Origin of the sequence: Prauserella cavernicola (assembly GCF_016595675.1) — a bacterium.
GTDB lineage: Bacteria > Actinomycetota > Actinomycetes > Mycobacteriales > Pseudonocardiaceae > Prauserella_A > Prauserella_A cavernicola.
The window spans coordinates 329170-347094 of the sequence record NZ_JAENJH010000001.1; the positions used below are offsets into that span (position 1 = coordinate 329170).

The window sequence follows — 17925 nt, forward strand, 5'->3', positions numbered from 1 at the left end:
GAGTGACTCACTGCGCAAGATTGCGCAATGAGAAATATTTCCCATGCGGGTAAGCTCACACCCGTGGACACGGCGCTCGGACTGCGGGAACGGAAGAAGGCGGCGACCCGGCAGGCTCTCCACGAGGCCGCCGTGCGGCTGGCCATGGAGCTGGGCCTCGACCGGCTCACCGTCGAGGCCATCGCCGACGCCGCCACCGTCTCCCGCCGCACCTTCTCGAACTACTTCACGAGCAAGGAGGAGGCGCTGCTCTACGGCGACCGCTCCCGGGTCGAGGAGCTGCTCGGCCGGGTGCGCGCCCGGCCTCGCTCGGAGCGGCCGTGGGCCGCGCTCACCGCCGCCGCGCACGACGGATCTCCCGACCAGCTCGCACCCGACCCGGAGTGGGTCGCGCGGGCGCGGTTCATCCGCTCGCACGACGTGCTGCTCGCCCAGCAGGTCGCCACGTTCGCCTCGCTGGAACGCGAGCTCGTCGCCGAGCTCCTGAGCCGTATGCCCGAGGCGCAGCGGTCGCCGACCCGGGCGCGGTTGATGGCGGCGTGCTACCTCGCCTCGCTGCGCGTGGCTGTGCAGGAGTGGCTGGACCGGTCCGCGGCGACGCCGCTGGCCACGGTGCTCGACGAGGTGCTCGCCGAGGCGGGTGCCGGCTTCGCGTGAGCCCCACGGCGCCGGACTGCTGGTAGCGTCCCGGCAGGTGTTGTCGTACGGCCAAGAACGGGGCAGGAACATGCCGCTCGACCACGTCGACGTGCTCATCGTGGGTGCCGGGCTCTCCGGGATCGGTGCCGCGTGCCATCTGCGGGAGCGCAGCCCCGGGTCGACGTTCGCGATTCTCGAGTCCCGCGACGCGATCGGCGGGACGTGGGACCTGTTCCGCTATCCAGGTATCCGATCCGATTCGGACATGTTCACGCTCGGCTACTCCTTCCGGCCATGGACCGACTCCACGGCGATCGCCGACGGGCCGTCGATCCGCTCCTACGTGCGCGACACCGCCGCGGAGTACGGGATCGAGGAGCACATCCGCTTCGGCCACGAGGTCGTGAGCGCGGAGTGGTCCAGTGAACGAGCACAGTGGACGGTCGAGGCGCGGCGCACCGACACCGGCGAGACCGTGCATCTCACGTGCGGGTTCCTGTTCACCTGCTCCGGCTACTACCGCTACGACGAGGGCTACACGCCGGAACTGCCCGGGGCGGCGGACTTCGCAGGCCCCATCGTGCATCCCCAGCACTGGCCGGAGGACCTCGACTACGCGGGCAAGCGGGTGGTCGTGATCGGCAGCGGGGCCACCGCGGTGACGCTCGTGCCCGCGATGGCGCCCGAGGCGGAGCACGTCACGATGCTGCAGCGCTCGCCGAGCTACGTGCTCGCGATGCCACGGCACGATCCGCTGGCCCGCCTGCTGCGCCGGGTGCTCTCGCCGCGTCGCGCGTATCCCGTGGTGCGCTGGAAGAACACGCTCGTGATGACCGCGCTGTTCAAGCTGAGCCGCGCGCGGCCGGGCCTGGTCAAGAAGTTCCTGCGCAAGGAGGTCCAGCGCAGGCTGCCCGAGGGCTTCGACGTCGACCGGCACTTCCGGCCCCGCTACGACCCGTGGGACCAGCGCATGTGCTTCGTGCCCGACGGCGATCTGTTCCGCGTGCTGCGGGAAGGACGCGCGTCGATCGTCACCGACACCATCGAGGCGATCACCGAGCACGGCATCCGCCTGACCTCGGGGGAGGAGCTGCCCGCCGACGTGATCGTCACCGCGACGGGACTCAATCTGCTGCCCGCGGGAGGCATCCGGCTGACCGTGGACGGCGAGCACGTCGAGCTCGCGGACACCGTGGCGTACAAGGGCATGATGCTCAGCGGCGTGCCGAACTTCGCGCTCACCATCGGTTACACCAACGCCTCGTGGACGCTCAAGGCCGACCTGGTGGCGCAGTACGTGTGCCGCGTGCTCGCCCACATGCGCGAGCACGATTACGATCGCTGCGTCCCGGTGGCGCCCGCCGGGGACCAGCCGCTGGAGCCGCTGATCGATCTCAAGGCCGGGTACGTCCTGCGCGGGGTGGACTCGCTGCCGAGGCAGGGGCCCTCGGCGCCGTGGCGGCTGCACCAGAACTACGCGCGCGACGTCCTGCTGCTGCGGCGCGGCCGCGTCGACGACGAGGGCGTGCGGTTCTCCCGCGCCGGGGCCGGTCAGCCCAGCGGCGGCGGCGCGCTGCGGTAGGTCGGGGGAGTGGCCGACAGGCCGATCGGGTTGCGGGTGAGCCGCGCCGTGGTGCCGTCGCCGCGCTCGATCCCGACCACCGGGTCGAGCCCGAGGTCCGTGGCGAGCGCGAACGCGCCCGCCAGGTCGTTGACCACGCCCGCCGGGACGCGGGCCGCGCTCAGCTCCTTGGCCCAGTCCGCTGCGGAGCGCGCGGACAGCAGCCGCACGAGCTCGGCGCGCAGCGGCTCGCGGTGGGCCACGCGCGCGGTGTTGGTGGCGTAGCGGTCGTCGGCGGCGAGCCGGGGAGCGCCGAGCTCGGCGCACAGTGTCGCGAACTGGCGGTCGTTGCCCACCGCGAGCACGAGCTCGCCATCGCCGCACGGCAGCACCTCGTACGGCGCGACGCTCGGGTGCGCGTTGCCCATTCGCCGCGGCACCACGCCCCCCGCGGTGTAGCCCGCGGCCTGGTTCACGAGCGCCGCCAGCAGCGACGAGAGCAGGTTGATCTCCACCCGCTGGCCCTCGCCGGTGGCGTCACGGTGCCGCACGGCGGCGAGCAGCCCGACCGTCGCGAACAGTCCGGCGACGACGTCCACCATGGCCACGCCGACCTTCTGCGGCTCGCCCTCGGGGCTGCCGGTGATGCTCATGAGCCCGCCGAGCGCCTGGATCAGCAGGTCGTAGCCGGGCAGCTCGGCGCCCTTGTCGCGGCCGAACCCGGTGATGGAGCAGTAGACGAGCCCGGGATTGTCCGCGCACAGGTCGTCGTAGCCGAGTCCGAGCCGGTTCATCAGGCCGGGCCGGAAGTTCTCCACCACCACGTCCGCGCCCCGCACGAGCTCCCTGGCGCGCGCGAGGTCGCGCTCGTCGGTGAGGTCGAGCGTGATGCTGTCCTTGTTGCGGTTGACGGACTGGAAGTACGTCGCCTGGCCGCTCTCGTCGAAGGGCGGGCCCCACCCGCGGGTGTCGTCGCCGGTGCCGGGGCGCTCGATCTTGGTCACGGTGGCGCCCAGGTCGGCGAGCAGCATCGTGGCGAACGGTCCGGCGAGCACGCGGGAGAAGTCGACGACCCGTAGGTCGCCCAGTGACGAGGCCATGTGTGGAAGTCTCCTCTTTTAGATTTTCGAAAATCTAAGCTATGGTCTCCGCCAGGACCACGTCAAGGGAGACCAGCACCGATGACCACCCACCGCAGCACCACCGCCACCCTCGACCCGCACGACTTCCTCGCGATCGACTCGCTGCTCTCGGACGAGGAGCGCGACATCCGCGACGTCGTGCGCTCGTTCGTCCGCGACCACGTCGTGCCGAACGTGGGGCAGTGGTTCGAGGACGGCCGGATCCCGCGCGAGCTGCCCCGGGAGCTCGGCAAGCTCGGGGTGCTCGGCATGCACCTCGACGGCTACGGCTGCGCGGGCGCCAGCGCCACCGCGTACGGCCTGGCGTGCCTCGAACTGGAGGCGGGCGACAGCGGGGTGCGCAGCCTCGTGTCGGTGCAGGGCTCACTGGCGATGTACGCGATCCACCGCTGGGGCTCGGAGGAGCAGAAGCAGGAGTGGCTGCCGCGCATGGCCGCGGGCGAGGCGGTGGGCTGCTTCGGTCTGACCGAGCCCGACTCCGGCTCCGACCCCGGTTCGATGCGCACCTCCGCGCGCCGCGACGGCGACGACTGGATCCTGCGCGGCCAGAAGATGTGGATCACCAACGGCTCGATCGCCGACGTCGCCGTGGTGTGGGCGCGCACCGACGAGGGCGTGCGCGGTTTCGTGGTTCCGAAGGGCACCAAGGGATTCACCACCAACGACATCCACAGCAAGCTGTCGTTGCGCGCGTCGGTGACCTCCGAGCTGGTCTTCGACGAGGTCCGGCTGCCGTCGTCGGCGATGCTGCCCGGCGCCACCTCGCTGCGCGGGCCGCTGTCGTGCCTCAACGAGGCGCGCTACGGCATCGTCTGGGGCGCTGCCGGCGCCGCGCGGGCCTGCTACGAGTCCGCGCTGGACTACAGCACCACCCGCGTACAGTTCGGCAAACCGATCGCGTCGTTCCAGCTGCAGCAGCAGAAACTGGCCACGATGGCGCTGGAGGTCAACCGCGCCACGCTGCTGGCGCTGCACCTCGGCCGCCTCAAGGACGAGGGCACGTTGCGCACCGAGCACGTCAGCATGGGCAAGCTCGGCAACGTCAACGCCGCCCTCGACGTCGCGCGCACTGCCCGGCAGGTGCTGGGCGCCAACGGCATCACGCTGGAGTACCCGGTGATCCGGCACATGAACAACCTCGAGTCGGTGGTGACCTACGAGGGCACCGCGGACGTGCACTCGCTCGTGATCGGTGGCGCCGTCACCGGTATCCAGGCGTTCCGCTGACGGCCCCGGCTAAGGTCGAGCGGTGAGCACGCGCCAGACCGGTCCCGGCACGACCGCCCAGCACGCCCTCGAGGGTCTGCGCCGGGCCATCATCGCCGGTGAGCTCCGGCCGGGTCAGCGGGTCCGGCAGGAGGAGATCGCCGACAACTTCGGCGTCAGCGTCGCGCCCGTGCGCGAGGCCCTGCGGGTGCTCGAACAGGAGGGCCAGGTCGAGTACCGGCCCCGCCGCGGGTACTTCATCACCGAGCTGTGGGCCAGCGACCTCGCCGAGATCTACGCGCTGCGGCAGGTGCTGGAGGAGCGGGCCGCACGCAAGGCACTGCCCACTCTGGACGACGACGCCGTCGAACGGATCGCGGCGGCCGCGCGCGACTGCGCCGAGGCCGCCGAGCGCGGTGACGTGGCGGCCGAGCTCGCCGCCAACCGCCGGTTCCACTTCGGCATGCTGGAGTCGCCGGATCAGGTGCACACGATGCGCCTGATCCGGCTGCTCTGGGACTCCACCGAGTCCTACCGGGCGCTGTACTACAACTCGCCCGAGGAACGCACCAGGACCGTGCACTCCCACGAGGCGATCCTCGAGGCGGTGCGCCGTCGCGACGCCGACACCCTCGTCGCCGAGCTCGACGCCCACCGTTCCCGCGCGCTCGACGTCCTCACGCGCGTGCTCGACGGGGACGCCGAGTAGCGCCGGTCATGACCAGCGCGGCAGCGTCACGCCGTGCAGGCCCGCGTAGGCGGCGGGCCGCGTCGGCTCCCAGCTCGCCGTGAGCTCCGCGGCCGGGCGGCACACCTCGACCTCCAGTGGCCTGCACACCTCGAGCGGATCGCGCGCGTCCGGCCCCCACAACGGGATCGACAGGTCCCCGGCCGGGCACGTCGACAACGCGCACAGCAGGTCCTGCTCGGCGAAGAACTCCACGAAGTCGCCGGCCCGCGCGGGGGAGGCCTTCATGAAGTACTGGTCGTCGGCGTTGAGGCCGGTGCACTGGAAGACGTTGAGCACGTCGTGGACGTCGAACTCCGTGAGGCCGTAGGGCAGCACCGCCCGCACCAGGTTCGAATGGCAGTGGAAGTCGAAGTCGGTGTCGGCCAGGATCCGGTTGACGTAGGGATCGCATCGCGTGCCGAGCAGGTCGTGCACCCGCCCGCCCTCGGCGTCCACGCCGTAGGACTCCAGCGTGTCGGCTACGAACGTCAGCAACGGCCGCAGGTACGGCAGTGTCGACCACAGCCGGTCGTAGCGCGTCACGTGCGCGCTCTGCAGCTGCCGCGTCCGCGCCGCCCACAACCGTTCCCTCGGGTTGTGCCGGTTCCACACGTTGAGGTCGCCGACCTGCGGACCCTCCGGCGTGCTGATCCGGCACACGTGACCGGCGGGCACCTCCCACGCCCGGCCCGAGCGGATCGGGAGCACGAACGACTCGAGAACCTCGCGGCCCGTGGTGTCCGCGAGCCGGTCGTAGAACGGCCGGTCGACGTCGAGGATGCTGCCCGGCCTGGACTGGTATGCCGCGGGTGGGGTGTCCGTCATCGACCCGAAACTACCGGTTCTCGGCCGCAGGCTCCCGTTCGGAACGGCGGGCCCAGTACGTGGCCAGCAGCGAGCCGGACACGTTGTGCCACACGGAGAACAGCGCGGCGGGCAGGGCGGCCAGCGGCGCGAAGTGGGTGGTCGCGAGGCTCGCGGCGAGGCCCGAGTTCTGCATGCCGACCTCCACGCTGACGGCGCGGCTCGAGGACTCGCCGAGCCCGGTGAGCCGTCCCGCGGTGTAGCCCAGCAGCAGTCCCGCGCCGTTGTGCGCGATCACGGCCAGCACGAGCAGCGCGCCGCTGGTGGCGATCACGTCGGCGTTGGCACCGACCACCGCGGCCACGACCAGCAGGATGCCCGCCGAGGACACCAGCGGCAGGTAGGGCAGCACGCGCACCACGAACCGGCCCGCCACCGACCGCAGCAGCACGCCCGCCACGATGGGCAGCAGCACCACCTGCAGGATCGAGGCGAACAGATCGCCGAAGCCGACGGGCAGATCCGACCCGGCCAGCCACAGCACCAGCAGCGGCGTCAGCACCGGGGCGATCAGCGTCGCCACCGACGTCAGCGTCACCGAGAGCGCCACGTCGCCGCGGGCGAAGTAGACGATCACGTTGGAGGCCGTACCGCCGGGTGAAGCGCCCACCAGGATCATGCCGACCAGCAGCATGCCGGTGAACCCGAACAGCGAGCCGATGCCCCACGCCGTCAGCGGCATGATCGTGAACTGCGCCAGCAGCCCGATCAGTACGGCGTGCGGCCTGCGCAGCACCAGCGCGAAGTCCGAGGCGCGCAGGGTCAGGCCCATCCCGAACATGATCACGCCCAGGAGCACGGGAACGTACTCCGAGAGCTTCGCCGCCTGATCCGGCACGAGCATCCCGGCGAGCCCGCCGAGCAACACCAGCACCGCGAACCACCGGCCCGCGAACTCGGCGACCTTGAGCCACACACCCCGCTGCTTCGCCATGTCCTCCGCCAGTGATCGCCGGTCCGGGCGATCACTGTAGGACACGGTCGCGTGTGGCTCGGCTCACCCGGCTACTCGCGGGGTGACGGCGCCGTTCAGGGCCGCAGCGGCAGCCGCACCTGGAACCGTGTGTCGCCGGGAACGGACTCGACACGCAGGTCGCCGTGGTGCTTCTTCACCACGATGCGCCACGAGATGTCCAGACCGAGTCCGGTGCCCTCACCGAAGGGCTTGGTGGTGAAGAACGGGTCGTAGATGCGGCCGAGGATCTCGGGGTCGATGCCGGGTCCGGTGTCGCCGATCTCGACGAGCAGCCGGTCGCCGTCGGCCGCCGTGCGCACCGTGAGGGTCCCTCCGCCGTCCATGGCCCAGACCGCGTTGTCGACGAGGTTCGTCCAGACCTGGTTGAGCTCCGCCGCGTAGACCGGGATCGGCGGGAGCTCGCGGTCGTAGTCCCGCACCACCGTGATGCCGTCGCCGATCTTGCGGGCCAGCATCGTGAGGGTGCTGTCGAGCAGCTCGTGCACGTCGACCGTCCGGTTGGGTGCGCGGTCGAGCTGGCTGTACTGCTTCGCGGCGCCGACGAGGCTGGACACGCGCGTGGTCGAGTCCTCGATCTCGCTCATCAGCTGTTCGGTCTCGATCGTGTAGTACAGCCAGCGGATCGCGCCCTCGAGCTGGTCGGGCTGACCGACGGTGGCCGCCACCTTCTCGAACCAGCTCGGACCGAGCCCGGCGGCGACGAAGGTCGCGGCCATCTCCCAGCCGCCGCCGATGTCGTGGTCGTCGAGCCAGTCGGTGACGGCGTCCTCACGGTCACCGGCCTCCATCGGACTCAGATCGGGCGCTTTGGCCGCGTGTTCGACCGCGTCCTCCTGCAGCGTGATGAGCGACTCGAGGATCGCCCTGTCGAACGGTCCGCTCGCGATGAGGCGCAGCTTGTGGCGCATCGCCGTGACGCGTTCGCGCAGCGAGCTGGTGGCGCGCACGGCCGCGGCGGCGGGGTTGTTCAGCTCGTGGGTGAGCCCCGCCGACAGCGAGCCGAGCGCGAGCAGCCGTTCGCGCTGGGCGACGGCCTGCTGCGTGTTGTGGAAGCCGAAGAACAGGCCCTCCAGCATGTGCACGGCCATGGGGAACCAGTCGCGCATCACGGAGGCGAGCTTCTCGGCGTCGAGCACGTAGAAGCGCGACGGCTCGGTGACGGTGAGCGTGTTGTTGTAGACCTGCGGGACCTGGTCGCCGAGATAGGCCTGCCACGCGCCCGCGTACACCCCGCGCTGGGTGGTGCGGTGAGTCTCCACGTCGTCGTCGCCGACGCGGCGCGACAACGAGACCCCGCCCTCGATGAGGACGTAGAAGCACGTCGCGGGCTCGCCCTCGGTGAACAACACGCCCTGCTCGACGGTGGTGACGAACCCTTCCCGGCAGAGCCGGTCGAGCTGCTCGTCGGTGAGCTTCTCGAACAGGAACAGGGTGCGCAGTTCCTCGGCGTCGCAGGGGCCCTTGGTCATGGCTTCTCCAGGTAGCGGTGGACGAGGGAGACGGCCATCGCGCCGTCCCCGACGGCCGAGGCGACGCGCTTGACGGACTCGGCCCTGGCGTCCCCGGCCACGAATACGCCGGGCAGGCTTGTCTCGAGGTGGTAGGGGTCGCGCTCGGGGACCCAGCCCTGCGGCCGCTTGCCGTCCACGACCAGGTCGGGTCCGGCCAGTACGAACCCGGCGTCGTCACGGGCGACCACCCCGTCGAGCCAGTCGGTGTGCGGGCTGGCGCCGATGAACACGAACAGCCACGACGAGTCCACGAGTTCGACCTCGCCGCTGCGCAGGTCGCGCAGTTCAAGGCGTTCCAGGTGGTCCTCGCCGTGCGCGCAGACCACCTCGGTGCTGGTGCGCACCGTGATGTTGGGCTGGGCCGCGATCTGCTGGATGAGGTAGTGCGACATCGACGCCTCGAGCGAGGTGCCGCGCACCAGCATGGTCACCGACTTGGCGCTCCTGGCGAAGTAGACCGCGGCCTGGCCGGCGGAGTTGGCGCCGCCGACCACGTACACGTCCTGCTCGGCGCAGCTGGCGGCCTCGGTGAGCGCGGAGCCGTAGAACACGCCCTTGCTGGTCAGCTCGTCCAGGCCCGGCGCGCGGAGCTGCCGGTAGGACACGCCCGTCGCGAGGATGACGGAGTGGGCGTGCAGTTGCGAACCGTCCGCGAAGCGCACCGAGCGGGCCGATCCGTGGGCGGAGAGTCCCACGGCGTCGCGGGTGGTGAGGACTTCGGCGCCGAACCGGGTGGCCTGCCGCCGCGCGCGGTCGGTGAGCTGGGAGCCCGAGACGCCGTCGGGGAAGCCGAGGTAGTTCTCGATGCGGGAGCTCTGCCCGGCCTGGCCTCCGGTGGCGGTGCGTTCGACCAGCACCGTGCGCAGTCCCTCCGACGCCGCGTAGACGGCGGCGCCGAGCCCGGCCGGGCCACCGCCGATCACCACGACGTCGTAGAAGTCCGACGACGGCACCGTCGACAGACCCACGCGTTCGGCGAGTTCGGCGTCGCTCGGGGCGACGAGCGCGTCGCCGCCCGGCGGGACGACCACCGGCAGCCGGAGCCCGTCCGCGCCCGCGGCGTCGAGCAGTCGCCTGCCCTCGGGCTCGTCGGCGAGGCACCAGCGGTAGGCGATCTGGTTGCGCGCGAGGAAGTCGCGGACCTCGTGCGAGCGCGCGGACCAGCGATGGCCGACCACCCTTGTCTCGGTGACGGGCGTGCGGTCGGACGTGCGCCAGGCGTCGAGCAGCGCGTCGACGACGGGGTAGAGCTTCTCCTCGGGCGGGTCCCACGGCTTGAGGAGATAGTGGTCGAGGTCGACGACGTTGATGGCCTCGATCGCGGCCCCGGTGTCGGCGTAGGCGGTGAGCAGCACGCGCCGCGCGGCCGGGAACAGGTCCATCGCCTGCTCGAGGAACTCGATGCCCGTCATGCCGGGCATCCGGTAGTCGGCGAGCAGCACGGCCACCTGATCGCCACGCAGCGTGATCTCGCGCAGGGCCTCCAGCGCCTGCTCACCCGACTCGGCGCGCACGACGCGATGGTGCTCGCCGTAGCGGCGCCGCAGGTCTCGCGCGACGGCACGGGAGATGCTCGGATCGTCGTCCACCGTCAACAGGACCGGGCGCAGGCCGGCCAGACTCTCGGTCACGGTGTCGAGTATGCCGCCACTGCCAGCCGACTCTGACAAATTACGCGGTTGAGGGACGGGCGTGGTGGGTACGCGGTCGCCATGACGAAGGCGGCGACGTGATCGGCGTCAGCCGGGTGGTTCCGGCACCACCGCACGAGGTGTTCGGGGTGCTGGCCGACGGCTGGTCGTACGCGGGCTGGGTGGTGGGCAACGCCCACATCAGGACGGTGGACGGTGATTGGCCCTCCGTGGGCAGCCGCATCCACCACAGTGCGGGCATGTGGCCGGTGCAGGTGCCCGACGTGTCGACGGTGGTGGCGATGCGGCCGGACGAGCTGCTGGAGCTCGAGGCGCGGCTGTGGGTGCTCGGCAGAGCCAGGGTACGGCTCACGTTGCAGCCGCAGCTCGACGGCGGCACCGAGGTGATCATGGAGGAGCGGGTGGTGTCGGGGCCGGCGTCGCTCGTGCCGGTGGCCGTGCAGGCGCTGGTGGTGAAGCCACGCAACGCCGAGGCGCTGGGCCGGCTCTGCGACATCGCCGTGGCCCGCACGGCGCTGGCGGGCGCCCGGCACCTCTGAGCGCCGGGACTCCACCGTGGACGGTGGGGGAGCGGCACGATCCACGTCGGACTCACCGGCGCCGGGCGCACTTGAGTCACGCCTCCTGACGCGCCGGTGCCCGCCCGTCAGTTCGATGGTGTCCGCCACGGTGAAGTCCGCGGCGACCGTGCCCGGCATCCGGTTCGGATGTGTGTCCCGTGCACTCGCGGGTACCCGACCACGACGACCTGACGCACGAGGTGCGTCTGACCCCCGAGTGCGGAACGAGGAGGTTGTGGTGAGCACGATCATCAAGGCCGTCGATGTGAACGTTGCCGTATCGACCGCCTACAACCAGTGGACGCAGTTCGAGTCCTTTCCGGAGTTCATGGAAGGCGTCGACGAGGTGAGGCAGCTGGACGCGACCCGCACGCACTGGGTCACCAGGATCGGTGGCATCACGCGGGAGTTCGACGCCACGATCACCGAGCAGCACCCCGACGAGCGCGTGGCGTGGACCTCGGACTCCGGTCCGAACCACGCCGGGGTGATCACGTTCCATCGCCTCGGCGATGGCGTCACCCGCGTGACGGCGCAGATGGACATCGACCCCGAGGGCTTCGCCGAGAACGTGGCCGACAAGGCCGGGCTGATCGACCAGCGCGTCAACGGGGATCTCCAGCGGTTCAAGGAGTTCATCGAGGACCGCGGCCGGGAGACCGGTGCGTGGCGAGGCGACATCGACCGCCCCGGGCAGTAGTCACCGGCCGGTGAAGCGTGCGTCGCGCCGTTCGAGGAAGCTCTGGACGCCCTCGGCGGCGTCCTCACTGGACACGATGCCGGGCATCGCGGCGCGCAGGTGCTCCGCGGCCTCGGCTTCGGAGCCGGAGCGCAACGCGACCCTGGCGTTGGCCAGCGTCGTCCGCACGCCCAGGGGTGCCTGTGCGGCGACGAGCCTGGCCAGTTCGACGGCGCGCGGCAGTTGCTCGCCGGGACGCACCACTTCCTGCACGAGCCCGATCCGGTGGGCCTGTTCGGCGCCGAACTCCTCGCCGGTGAGCAGGAACCGCATCGCGTTGCCCCAGCCGAGTTGAGCGGGCGCGCGCAGGGTGGCTCCGCCGAAGGGCAGGATGCCGCGGGCGATCTCGAGTTGCCGGAACCGGACGTCGTCGGCGGCGACCACGATGTCGCTGGCGAGCGCGAGCTCGATCGACAGTGTGAACGCGATGCCCTGGACGGCCAGCACCACCGGCTTTGGCACCGGTTCCTTCCAGAGCCCGAAGGGGTCGTGCCTGCCCTCGCCCGACAGCGCGTCGGGGCCGTGCTCGGTGACGGCGGGCCACACGTCGGCGAGGTCGAGTCCCGCGCTGAAGTGGTCGCCGTGTCCGAACACGACACCGACCCTGGCCTCGTCGTCGTCGGCAAGCCGGTCGTAGGCGAGGGCCACCTCGGTGATGGTGGCCCGGTCCCAGGCGTTGCGTTTGTCGGCCCGGTCGATGCCGATCAGCAGGACGTGGCCGTCGCGTTCGACGGTGACTCGAGGGGACACGCTCGGGCTCCTTCGTTGGCTGCGCCGCTCAGACTCTCACGAGAGATATGTATAACGACCTATACGGCTCGGCATTGGAGGGGCCTGTTGGCCCCTTACCGACGTCCTCACACCCAAAAACAGCACGGAAGGTCAGGGGCAGCGGGTCTCCAGCACGCAGAACTCGTTGCCCTCGGGATCGGTGAGCACGATCCAGGTTTCGTCGCCCTGACCGACGTCGGAACGCCGGGCGCCCAGTTCGAGCAGCCGGCGCACCTCGTCGTCCCGGCTCCGGTCGGTCGGGTTGACGTCGATGTGGACCCTGTTCTTGACGGACTTGCCCTCGGGGACCCGGGCGAAAGTCAGGGTCGGAGGAATCGGACCGGGGTGGTTCCTGCCCTCCGGCACCTCGGGCGGGCCGATGGTGACGAGTCCGTCCTCCTCGTCCTGCACCACATAGTCGAGGACCGAGCACCAGAACCCGGCCAGCCGGCGAGGATCGGCGCAGTCGATCGCGAGTTCGGTGAACTTGCTGGCCACGTCGAACCTCCCCGTCACGCCGACCTTTGTCGAGGGCCACACACTAATCGCCGGTCACTCGATGTCGCGACGCCACAGCAGGAATCCGCCGACGACCGTGAACACCACCAGGTAGCAGGCCACCACGACCGCGCCCTGCCCGGCGCCGACGACCTCGGAGACCCCGGGCGTCCCTGACGGTGCGCCCAGTGCCGAGACGAGCGAGCCCGCGTTGGGCCCCGGCAGCACCTTCTGCAGGGACGCGATCCAGTCCACGAGCGGAGCCGCCACGGCGGACAGCAGGTTCTGCACGGCCAGCAACCACACCAGGCCGAGCCCGATCGGCAGCGCGACGCCGCGCAACGCCACCGCCAGCAGCACCCCCGCCATCGCCCACATCGTGGTGATCAGCCAGCCGCCACCGGCGCCGACGAGCAGGGCCGGCAGCGATGGCCACGTGATCGGCGCACCCTGCAGCAGCGCGACGCCGAGTCCCGCCGCGGCACCGGTCGCGAGCAGGGCGAGCACCAGCACGAGCGAGCCGAGCGTGGTCACCACGACCTTGGCGGCGAACACCCGCAGCCGAGGCGAACCCTGCGCCAGCACGGTCTTCCAGGTCTGCCAGCCGTACTCGCCGCCGACCACCAGCACTCCGAAGATCAGCGCGAGCGCGCCGACGAACACGGGCGTGCCCGCGATGGTGTTGCCCACCAGCTCGGCGGGCAGCATCGACTCGAGACCTCGGCTGCGCTCACCGGAACGACCGGTGTAGCCCAGGTACGGGATCACGTAGGCGAAGGTCAGTGTCAGCACCACGGCGACACCCAGGAGCAGCCAGTGCGCGGGCCGCCGGACCTGCTTGCGCAGCTCCGCGCGGACATCGGCGAGGACACGGTCAACGAGCACGGGAACCACCTCCGGTGAGTTCGAGAAACCTCTGTTCGAGATCCACCTCGGCGGGCCGCAGCTCCCGCACCGCGAGTCCGGAGTGGACCAGCTCGGCGTTGAGCGCCGCCGCTCGGTCGGCGGGAACATCGACGCGCAGGGCGTCGCCGTCGACCTCGACGCGGCCGTGGCCGACGAGCGAGGTGAGCAGAGTGCGCGCCTCGGTGAGGGGATCGGCGACCACCCGCAGGCCGCGCGTGCCCAGGTCGGCCACGGCGAGCTCGGCCACCAGACTGCCGCGCGAGATCATGCCGACGCGGTCGCAGATCTGCTGCACCTCGCCGAGCAGGTGGCTCGAGAGCAGCACGGTCCGGCCCTCGTCGGCAAGCCGGCGGACGGTGGCGCGGATGTCGGCCATGCCCGCGGGGTCGAGCCCGTTGGTGGGTTCGTCGAGGATCAGCAGACCCGGGTCCTTGAGCAGCGCGGCGGCCAGACCGAGGCGCTGCTTCATCCCGAGCGAGTAGGTCGAGTAGCGGTCGCGCCCGCGCTCGGTGAGGTCGACGACGTCGAGCACCTCGGCGACCCTCGCGGTCCCCGCCCCGGCGTGGCGGGCGAGCACCCGCAGGTTGTCGCGCCCCGAGAGGTAGGGATAGAACGCGGGGCCCTCGATGAGGGCGCCGACACCGGCGAGGGCGGCGGTGCCACGCACTCCGTACAGGCGCACCGATCCCGAACTCGGCCGGATGAGCCCGAGCAGCATGCGCAGGGTCGTTGTCTTGCCCGCGCCGTTGGGTCCGAGGAAGCCGTACACCTCGCCCTGACGCACGGTCAGGTCCAGTTCGTCGACGGCCACGAGGTCGCCGTAGCGCTTGGTCAGCGCGGTGGTTTCGACTGGTTCGCTCATGACACCCATCGTGGGCGCGCGGAGCGGTGTGGTCGTCCGTCGCGGAGCGCGTTCCGTCGCTACGCCCGCCGACGTAGGTGTGCGAGGCTGCGCGGGTGACCGAGACCGACTGGGAGCAGCGGGTCGCCGGGGTGTGGAGCACGCTTGACGACCGCACCGAGGCCGACTTCAGGGACGCCATCGACGCACTCGCCGCCGAACGGCCGGGCGAGGCCGCGGCGGTCTTCGAACGGGCGGCAGCGTTCGACTCGACGGGCCACTCCGATCGCGCGGTGCCGCTCTACCGGGAGGCGCTCGCGACCGGGTTGGCCGGCGAGCGCAGGCGGCGGGCGGTGATCCAGCTGGCCAGCTCGCTGCGCAACCTGGGCGAGTCGCACGAGAGTGTGCGGCTGTTGACGGCCGAACTCGCGGAGGGCCCGGATCACCTGGACGACGCGGTGCGGGCGTTTCTCGCGCTGGCGCTGACGGACGTGGGGCGCGAGCGCGAGGCGGTGTCGCACGTGCTCACCGCGCTCGCGCCGCACCTGCCGCGTTATCAGCGTTCGGTGGGCAACTACGCGCGGCTGCTCACCGATCCTCCCGCGTGATCGTGTCGACGAGCTCCTCCGCCAGTTCTCTGCTCGCCGCGATCACGCCGGACCACCGGCGCGTCAGGTCCGGGTCGAGCTCGAGCGGCCTGCCCCTGACGTCGAGCACGGCCCCGCCCGCGGCGGGCAGCGTGACCAGCGCGGTGGCGAGGTCGACGATGCGGTGGGTGTCGGAGCCGGGGTCGCAGAAGGCGTCGGTGGAACCCTCCGCGACGAGTGCGGCCTCGAGCACGGTGCTCGACAGGATCCGCACCCGGCCCGCGGCGCGTTCGACGCGCCACCAGGCGTCGGCGCTGGCGCGTTTGGGGCGCAGCATGCTCACGGCCGCGCCCGTGAGGGTCGTTCGTCCTGTCGTGCGGTAGGAAGTGGCCTCACCGGCGACCGCGTGCCAGGCGCGGCCGGTGTCGAGCCACGTCGTGAGTGCTTCGGTGGCGGTGCCGTCGATGGCGACGACGCCGCCGAAGCAGCTCAGCGGCACGCCCGCGGCGGCGTTGGCGGAGCCGTCCATGGGGTCGACCACGAGCGTGACCGCCGAGCCGTGGTCGAGGAAACCGACCTCCTCGCTGAGCAGGTTCACGCCCGAGCGCTGCGCCGCCTCGGCGATGGCGTCCTCGACGAGCTGGTCGACGCGCATGGTGGGAGTGCCGTCGGCGCCGTCGGCGACCTCCTCGGCCAGTTCGAGCCTGGTGAACCGGCGGCGGGCGTCGGCGTAGGCGGCCGAAGCGGCCCTGGCCGCGGCGGCCAGCGCGCCGTGCACGCCGTCGGGGAGCTCGGGTTCGGGCACGGGCCAGGCGATGCGGGTACTCACAGCTCCATCCTCACCGGCTCGCCCGCCCGCAGCACGGCGGGCACGGCGGGCCACGGTTCACCGGGTGCGACGAGTGCCAGGTCGGCGCGCAGGCCGGGTTCGAGCCTGCCGCGGTCGGTCAGTCCGGCGACGTCGGCGGGTCCGCTGGTGACGAGTGCGACGGCCTCCGGAAGGGTGACCAGTTTCTGTTCGGCGAGCAGCAGCGCTGCCCCCAGCAGGCCGGAGGGCAGGTAGTCCGACGCGAGTGCGGTGACGAGGCCGAGGTCGACGAGTTCCTGCGCTGAGGTGTTGCCGTTGTGGGAGCCGCCGCGCAGGACGTTCGGCGCGCCCATCACGACGGCGAGGTCCTGCTGCCTGGCCGCCCGTGCGGCCTCGACGGTGGTGGGGAACTCGGCGACGCGGCCGCCGCGCTCGCGCAGCGCGTCGATCTCGCCCGCCGTGGCCGGGTCGTGCCCGAGCAGTCGTACGCGGCCCGCGTGGGCCTGCTCGCCGAGCCAGCCCAGCGACTCGTCGCGCACGGTGAGCCTGCCCGCGCGTTGTTCGATGAGCTCGTCGACGACGTCGCGCGCCTCGTGCTCGCTCATGCCGCGGGAACCCGAGAGGTAGCGCTCGAAGTAGGTGCGGTCGGCGTACTGGCCCTGGCCGGGGGTGTGGTCCTCGTGCGACACGAGCGCGGGCTCGGTGAGTCCGGCGAGGCGGTCGCGCAGGGCGGCGAGGCCGGTGGGGCAGCGGACGTCGAGCCGGTACAGGATCCGGTGGTCGACCAGGCCGTCGTGGTGGGCGTCGACGGCGCCGCAGACGTCGAGCGCCGTGCTGACGGAGCGCGCGAGGCCGCGGCCGGAGCTCTCCTCGAAGCCTGCGCCGTGGAAGACGGTGGTCACTCCGGCGGCACGCAGTTTGCCCTCGAAGGACAGCAGGGCGAACTCGATCGGCAGTTCGGCGCCGGGGCGGGGCAGACGTTCCTTCTCCAGGCCGTCGCTGTGCACGTCGACGAGGCCGGGCAGGCACAGCAGGCCCTGGCCGTCGACGTCGGCGGTGACGCCGGGCCGGTGGGGTTCGACGGCGGCGAGTACGCCGTCGCGCACGGCCACGAGCGCGTCGTCGAGCACGCGGTCGGGCAGTACGGCCCTGACGTGGCCGAGCACGTAGTCCTCGGGTGGGGCGGCGAGTGTCCAGGGGGCGATCGCGGTGGTCATACGGTCTCCAGCAGGTCGGCGGGGGCGCCCTGGTCGGCGATGAGTCCGTCGCGCATCAGCACCACGCGGGTGGCGAGCCTGCGCATGGCGTCGAGGTCGTGGAACACGGCGAGCACGGCGACGCCGTGTTCGCGCAGTGCCTCGATCAGGTCGAGTGCGGCCTCGCGGTTGGCGGGGTCGAGTGCGGAGACCGGTTCGTCGAGCAGGAGCAGCCGAGGGGGCCGGACCGTGCCCGCGGCGAGGTTGACGCGCTGGCGTTCGCCGCCGGAGAGCACGGAGCAGTCGACGTCCCACAGGGTCTCGTCGAGGTTGAGCCGTCGCAGCGAGTCGGCGGCGGCGTCGCGGGCCTCGCTCGGGTCGAGTCCGCGGCGCCGGGCGGAGGCGGCGACCACGTCCAGCGGTCCCGTTCGCGGTGGTGCGCTGAGGAACTGGGAGACGTAGCCGAACTCGCGGCCGCGCAGGCGGGCCATCGCGCGGTCGGGCAGCGAGGTGAGTTCAGTGTCGCCGAGCCGGACGGAACCGGAGTCGGGCAGGTAGGTGCGGTGCACGCAGCGCAGCAGCGACGACTTGCCCGCGCCGCTGGGTCCGGCGAGCGCGACGTGCTCGGCTTCCTCGACGTCGAGGTCGACGCCGTGCAGGGACGCGACGGTGCGCCCGTCGATGGTGTGCAGGGTGAAGGACTTGCGCAGAGCCCGGATCGAGAGCACCGGCATGGCG

At 71.6% G+C, this 17925-nt stretch carries 19 protein-coding genes; 7 read left to right on the forward strand and 12 right to left on the reverse strand.

Features of this window, described 5'->3' with window-relative positions:
• Window positions 1–63 precede the first annotated feature (63 nt).
• Window positions 64–657, forward strand: coding sequence for a TetR/AcrR family transcriptional regulator (locus JHE00_RS01580; protein WP_200313983.1), 594 nt, complete (start codon window positions 64–66; stop codon window positions 655–657).
• Between the two features lie 70 nt (window positions 658–727).
• Window positions 728–2221, forward strand: coding sequence for a flavin-containing monooxygenase (locus tag JHE00_RS01585; RefSeq protein ID WP_200315746.1), 1494 nt, complete (start codon window positions 728–730; stop codon window positions 2219–2221).
• Here JHE00_RS01585 and JHE00_RS01590 read toward each other — a convergent pair.
• Complete coding sequence (locus JHE00_RS01590; protein WP_200313985.1) at window positions 2191–3300, reverse strand: CaiB/BaiF CoA transferase family protein; 1110 nt, start codon at window positions 3298–3300, stop codon at window positions 2191–2193. The two genes, JHE00_RS01585 and JHE00_RS01590, sit on opposite strands and share 31 nt — an antisense overlap.
• Window positions 3301–3381: 81 nt before the next feature.
• On the opposite strand from JHE00_RS01590, the gene JHE00_RS01595 reads away from it, so the two are divergent.
• Complete coding sequence (locus JHE00_RS01595; protein ID WP_200313987.1) at window positions 3382–4569, forward strand: acyl-CoA dehydrogenase family protein; 1188 nt, start codon at window positions 3382–3384, stop codon at window positions 4567–4569.
• Window positions 4570–4591: 22 nt separating this feature from the next.
• Window positions 4592–5257 carry a GntR family transcriptional regulator gene (locus JHE00_RS35755; RefSeq protein WP_200313989.1) on the forward strand — a complete coding sequence of 222 codons (666 nt, stop codon included), beginning with the start codon at window positions 4592–4594 and terminating at the stop codon, window positions 5255–5257.
• Between the two features lie 6 nt (window positions 5258–5263).
• Here JHE00_RS35755 and JHE00_RS01605 read toward each other — a convergent pair whose 3' ends face one another.
• From JHE00_RS01605 to JHE00_RS01620, 4 genes are all read right to left on the reverse strand, one after another.
• Window positions 5264–6103 carry an urea carboxylase-associated family protein gene (locus JHE00_RS01605; RefSeq protein ID WP_200313991.1) on the reverse strand — a complete coding sequence of 280 codons (840 nt, stop codon included), beginning with the start codon at window positions 6101–6103 and terminating at the stop codon, window positions 5264–5266.
• Window positions 6104–6113: 10 nt separating this feature from the next.
• Entirely contained in the window at window positions 6114–7076 is a 963-nt protein-coding gene (locus JHE00_RS01610; protein ID WP_200313994.1) for a bile acid:sodium symporter family protein, read from the reverse strand.
• A 95-nt stretch (window positions 7077–7171) separates the two neighbouring features.
• A complete protein-coding gene (locus tag JHE00_RS01615) occupies window positions 7172–8587 on the reverse strand; it encodes an ATP-binding protein (RefSeq protein ID WP_200313996.1) in 1416 nt (471 codons plus the stop codon).
• Window positions 8584–10260 (reverse strand): NAD(P)/FAD-dependent oxidoreductase, encoded by a 1677-nt coding sequence (locus JHE00_RS01620; RefSeq protein ID WP_200313998.1) that lies wholly within the window; start codon window positions 10258–10260, stop codon window positions 8584–8586. The genes JHE00_RS01615 and JHE00_RS01620 overlap by 4 nt, the downstream gene beginning before the upstream one ends.
• Window positions 10261–10358: 98 nt before the next feature.
• Between JHE00_RS01620 and JHE00_RS01625 the strand changes: the two genes are divergently transcribed.
• A complete protein-coding gene (locus tag JHE00_RS01625) occupies window positions 10359–10820 on the forward strand; it encodes an SRPBCC family protein (protein WP_200314000.1) in 462 nt (153 codons plus the stop codon).
• Between the two features lie 259 nt (window positions 10821–11079).
• Window positions 11080–11541, forward strand: a complete 462-nt coding sequence (locus JHE00_RS01630) for an SRPBCC family protein (protein ID WP_200314002.1) — start codon at window positions 11080–11082, stop codon at window positions 11539–11541.
• Here JHE00_RS01630 and JHE00_RS01635 read toward each other — a convergent pair whose 3' ends face one another.
• The 4 genes from JHE00_RS01635 to JHE00_RS01650 all read right to left on the reverse strand — a co-directional run bounded on the left by JHE00_RS01635 (window position 11542) and on the right by JHE00_RS01650 (window position 14617).
• Window positions 11542–12330: a crotonase/enoyl-CoA hydratase family protein gene (locus JHE00_RS01635; protein ID WP_200314004.1), complete on the reverse strand. Its 789-nt coding sequence runs from the start codon at window positions 12328–12330 to the stop codon at window positions 11542–11544.
• A 132-nt stretch (window positions 12331–12462) separates the two neighbouring features.
• Entirely contained in the window at window positions 12463–12849 is a 387-nt protein-coding gene (locus JHE00_RS01640; RefSeq protein ID WP_200315748.1) for a VOC family protein, read from the reverse strand.
• 54 nt (window positions 12850–12903) lie between these two features.
• Window positions 12904–13734, reverse strand: coding sequence for an ABC transporter permease (locus tag JHE00_RS01645; RefSeq protein ID WP_200314006.1), 831 nt, complete (start codon window positions 13732–13734; stop codon window positions 12904–12906).
• The gene (locus JHE00_RS01650; protein ID WP_200314008.1) at window positions 13724–14617 is read right to left on the reverse strand and encodes an ABC transporter ATP-binding protein; all 894 of its coding nucleotides are present in this window, start codon (window positions 14615–14617) and stop codon (window positions 13724–13726) included. The genes JHE00_RS01645 and JHE00_RS01650 overlap by 11 nt, the downstream gene beginning before the upstream one ends.
• 95 nt (window positions 14618–14712) lie before the next feature.
• Here JHE00_RS01650 and JHE00_RS34855 point away from each other — a divergent pair, with 95 nt between their 5' ends.
• A complete protein-coding gene (locus JHE00_RS34855; RefSeq protein WP_200314010.1) occupies window positions 14713–15204 on the forward strand; it encodes a tetratricopeptide repeat protein in 492 nt (163 codons plus the stop codon).
• Here JHE00_RS34855 and JHE00_RS01660 read toward each other — a convergent pair.
• From JHE00_RS01660 to JHE00_RS01670, 3 genes are read right to left on the reverse strand one after another with little or no spacing between them, the layout of a single operon-like run.
• Window positions 15185–16012 (reverse strand): inositol monophosphatase family protein, encoded by an 828-nt coding sequence (locus JHE00_RS01660; protein ID WP_200314012.1) that lies wholly within the window; start codon window positions 16010–16012, stop codon window positions 15185–15187. The genes JHE00_RS34855 and JHE00_RS01660 overlap by 20 nt on opposite strands.
• Entirely contained in the window at window positions 16009–17208 is a 1200-nt protein-coding gene (locus JHE00_RS01665; RefSeq protein WP_200314014.1) for an alpha-D-ribose 1-methylphosphonate 5-triphosphate diphosphatase, read from the reverse strand. The genes JHE00_RS01660 and JHE00_RS01665 overlap by 4 nt, the downstream gene beginning before the upstream one ends.
• Window positions 17205–17921 (reverse strand): ATP-binding cassette domain-containing protein, encoded by a 717-nt coding sequence (locus JHE00_RS01670; RefSeq protein ID WP_200314016.1) that lies wholly within the window; start codon window positions 17919–17921, stop codon window positions 17205–17207. Before JHE00_RS01670 ends, JHE00_RS01665 begins: the two co-directional genes overlap by 4 nt.
• Window positions 17922–17925 lie beyond the last annotated feature (4 nt).

Excerpts from the sequence above, each read along its gene's own strand:
- JHE00_RS01595 (WP_200313987.1), top strand. The coding sequence starts at position 3,382 with ATGACCACCCACCGCAGCACCACCGCCACCCTCGACCCGCACGACTTC.
- JHE00_RS01650 (WP_200314008.1), bottom strand. The coding sequence starts at position 14,617 with ATGAGCGAACCAGTCGAAACCACCGCGCTGACCAAGCGCTACGGCGAC.
- JHE00_RS01590 (WP_200313985.1), bottom strand. The coding sequence starts at position 3,300 with ATGGCCTCGTCACTGGGCGACCTACGGGTCGTCGACTTCTCCCGCGTG.
- JHE00_RS01585 (WP_200315746.1), top strand. The coding sequence starts at position 728 with ATGCCGCTCGACCACGTCGACGTGCTCATCGTGGGTGCCGGGCTCTCC.
- JHE00_RS01665 (WP_200314014.1), bottom strand. The coding sequence starts at position 17,208 with ATGACCACCGCGATCGCCCCCTGGACACTCGCCGCCCCACCCGAGGAC.
- JHE00_RS01605 (WP_200313991.1), bottom strand. The coding sequence starts at position 6,103 with ATGACGGACACCCCACCCGCGGCATACCAGTCCAGGCCGGGCAGCATC.
- JHE00_RS01670 (WP_200314016.1), bottom strand. The coding sequence starts at position 17,921 with ATGCCGGTGCTCTCGATCCGGGCTCTGCGCAAGTCCTTCACCCTGCAC.
- JHE00_RS01615 (WP_200313996.1), bottom strand. The coding sequence starts at position 8,587 with ATGACCAAGGGCCCCTGCGACGCCGAGGAACTGCGCACCCTGTTCCTG.
- JHE00_RS01610 (WP_200313994.1), bottom strand. The coding sequence starts at position 7,076 with ATGGCGAAGCAGCGGGGTGTGTGGCTCAAGGTCGCCGAGTTCGCGGGC.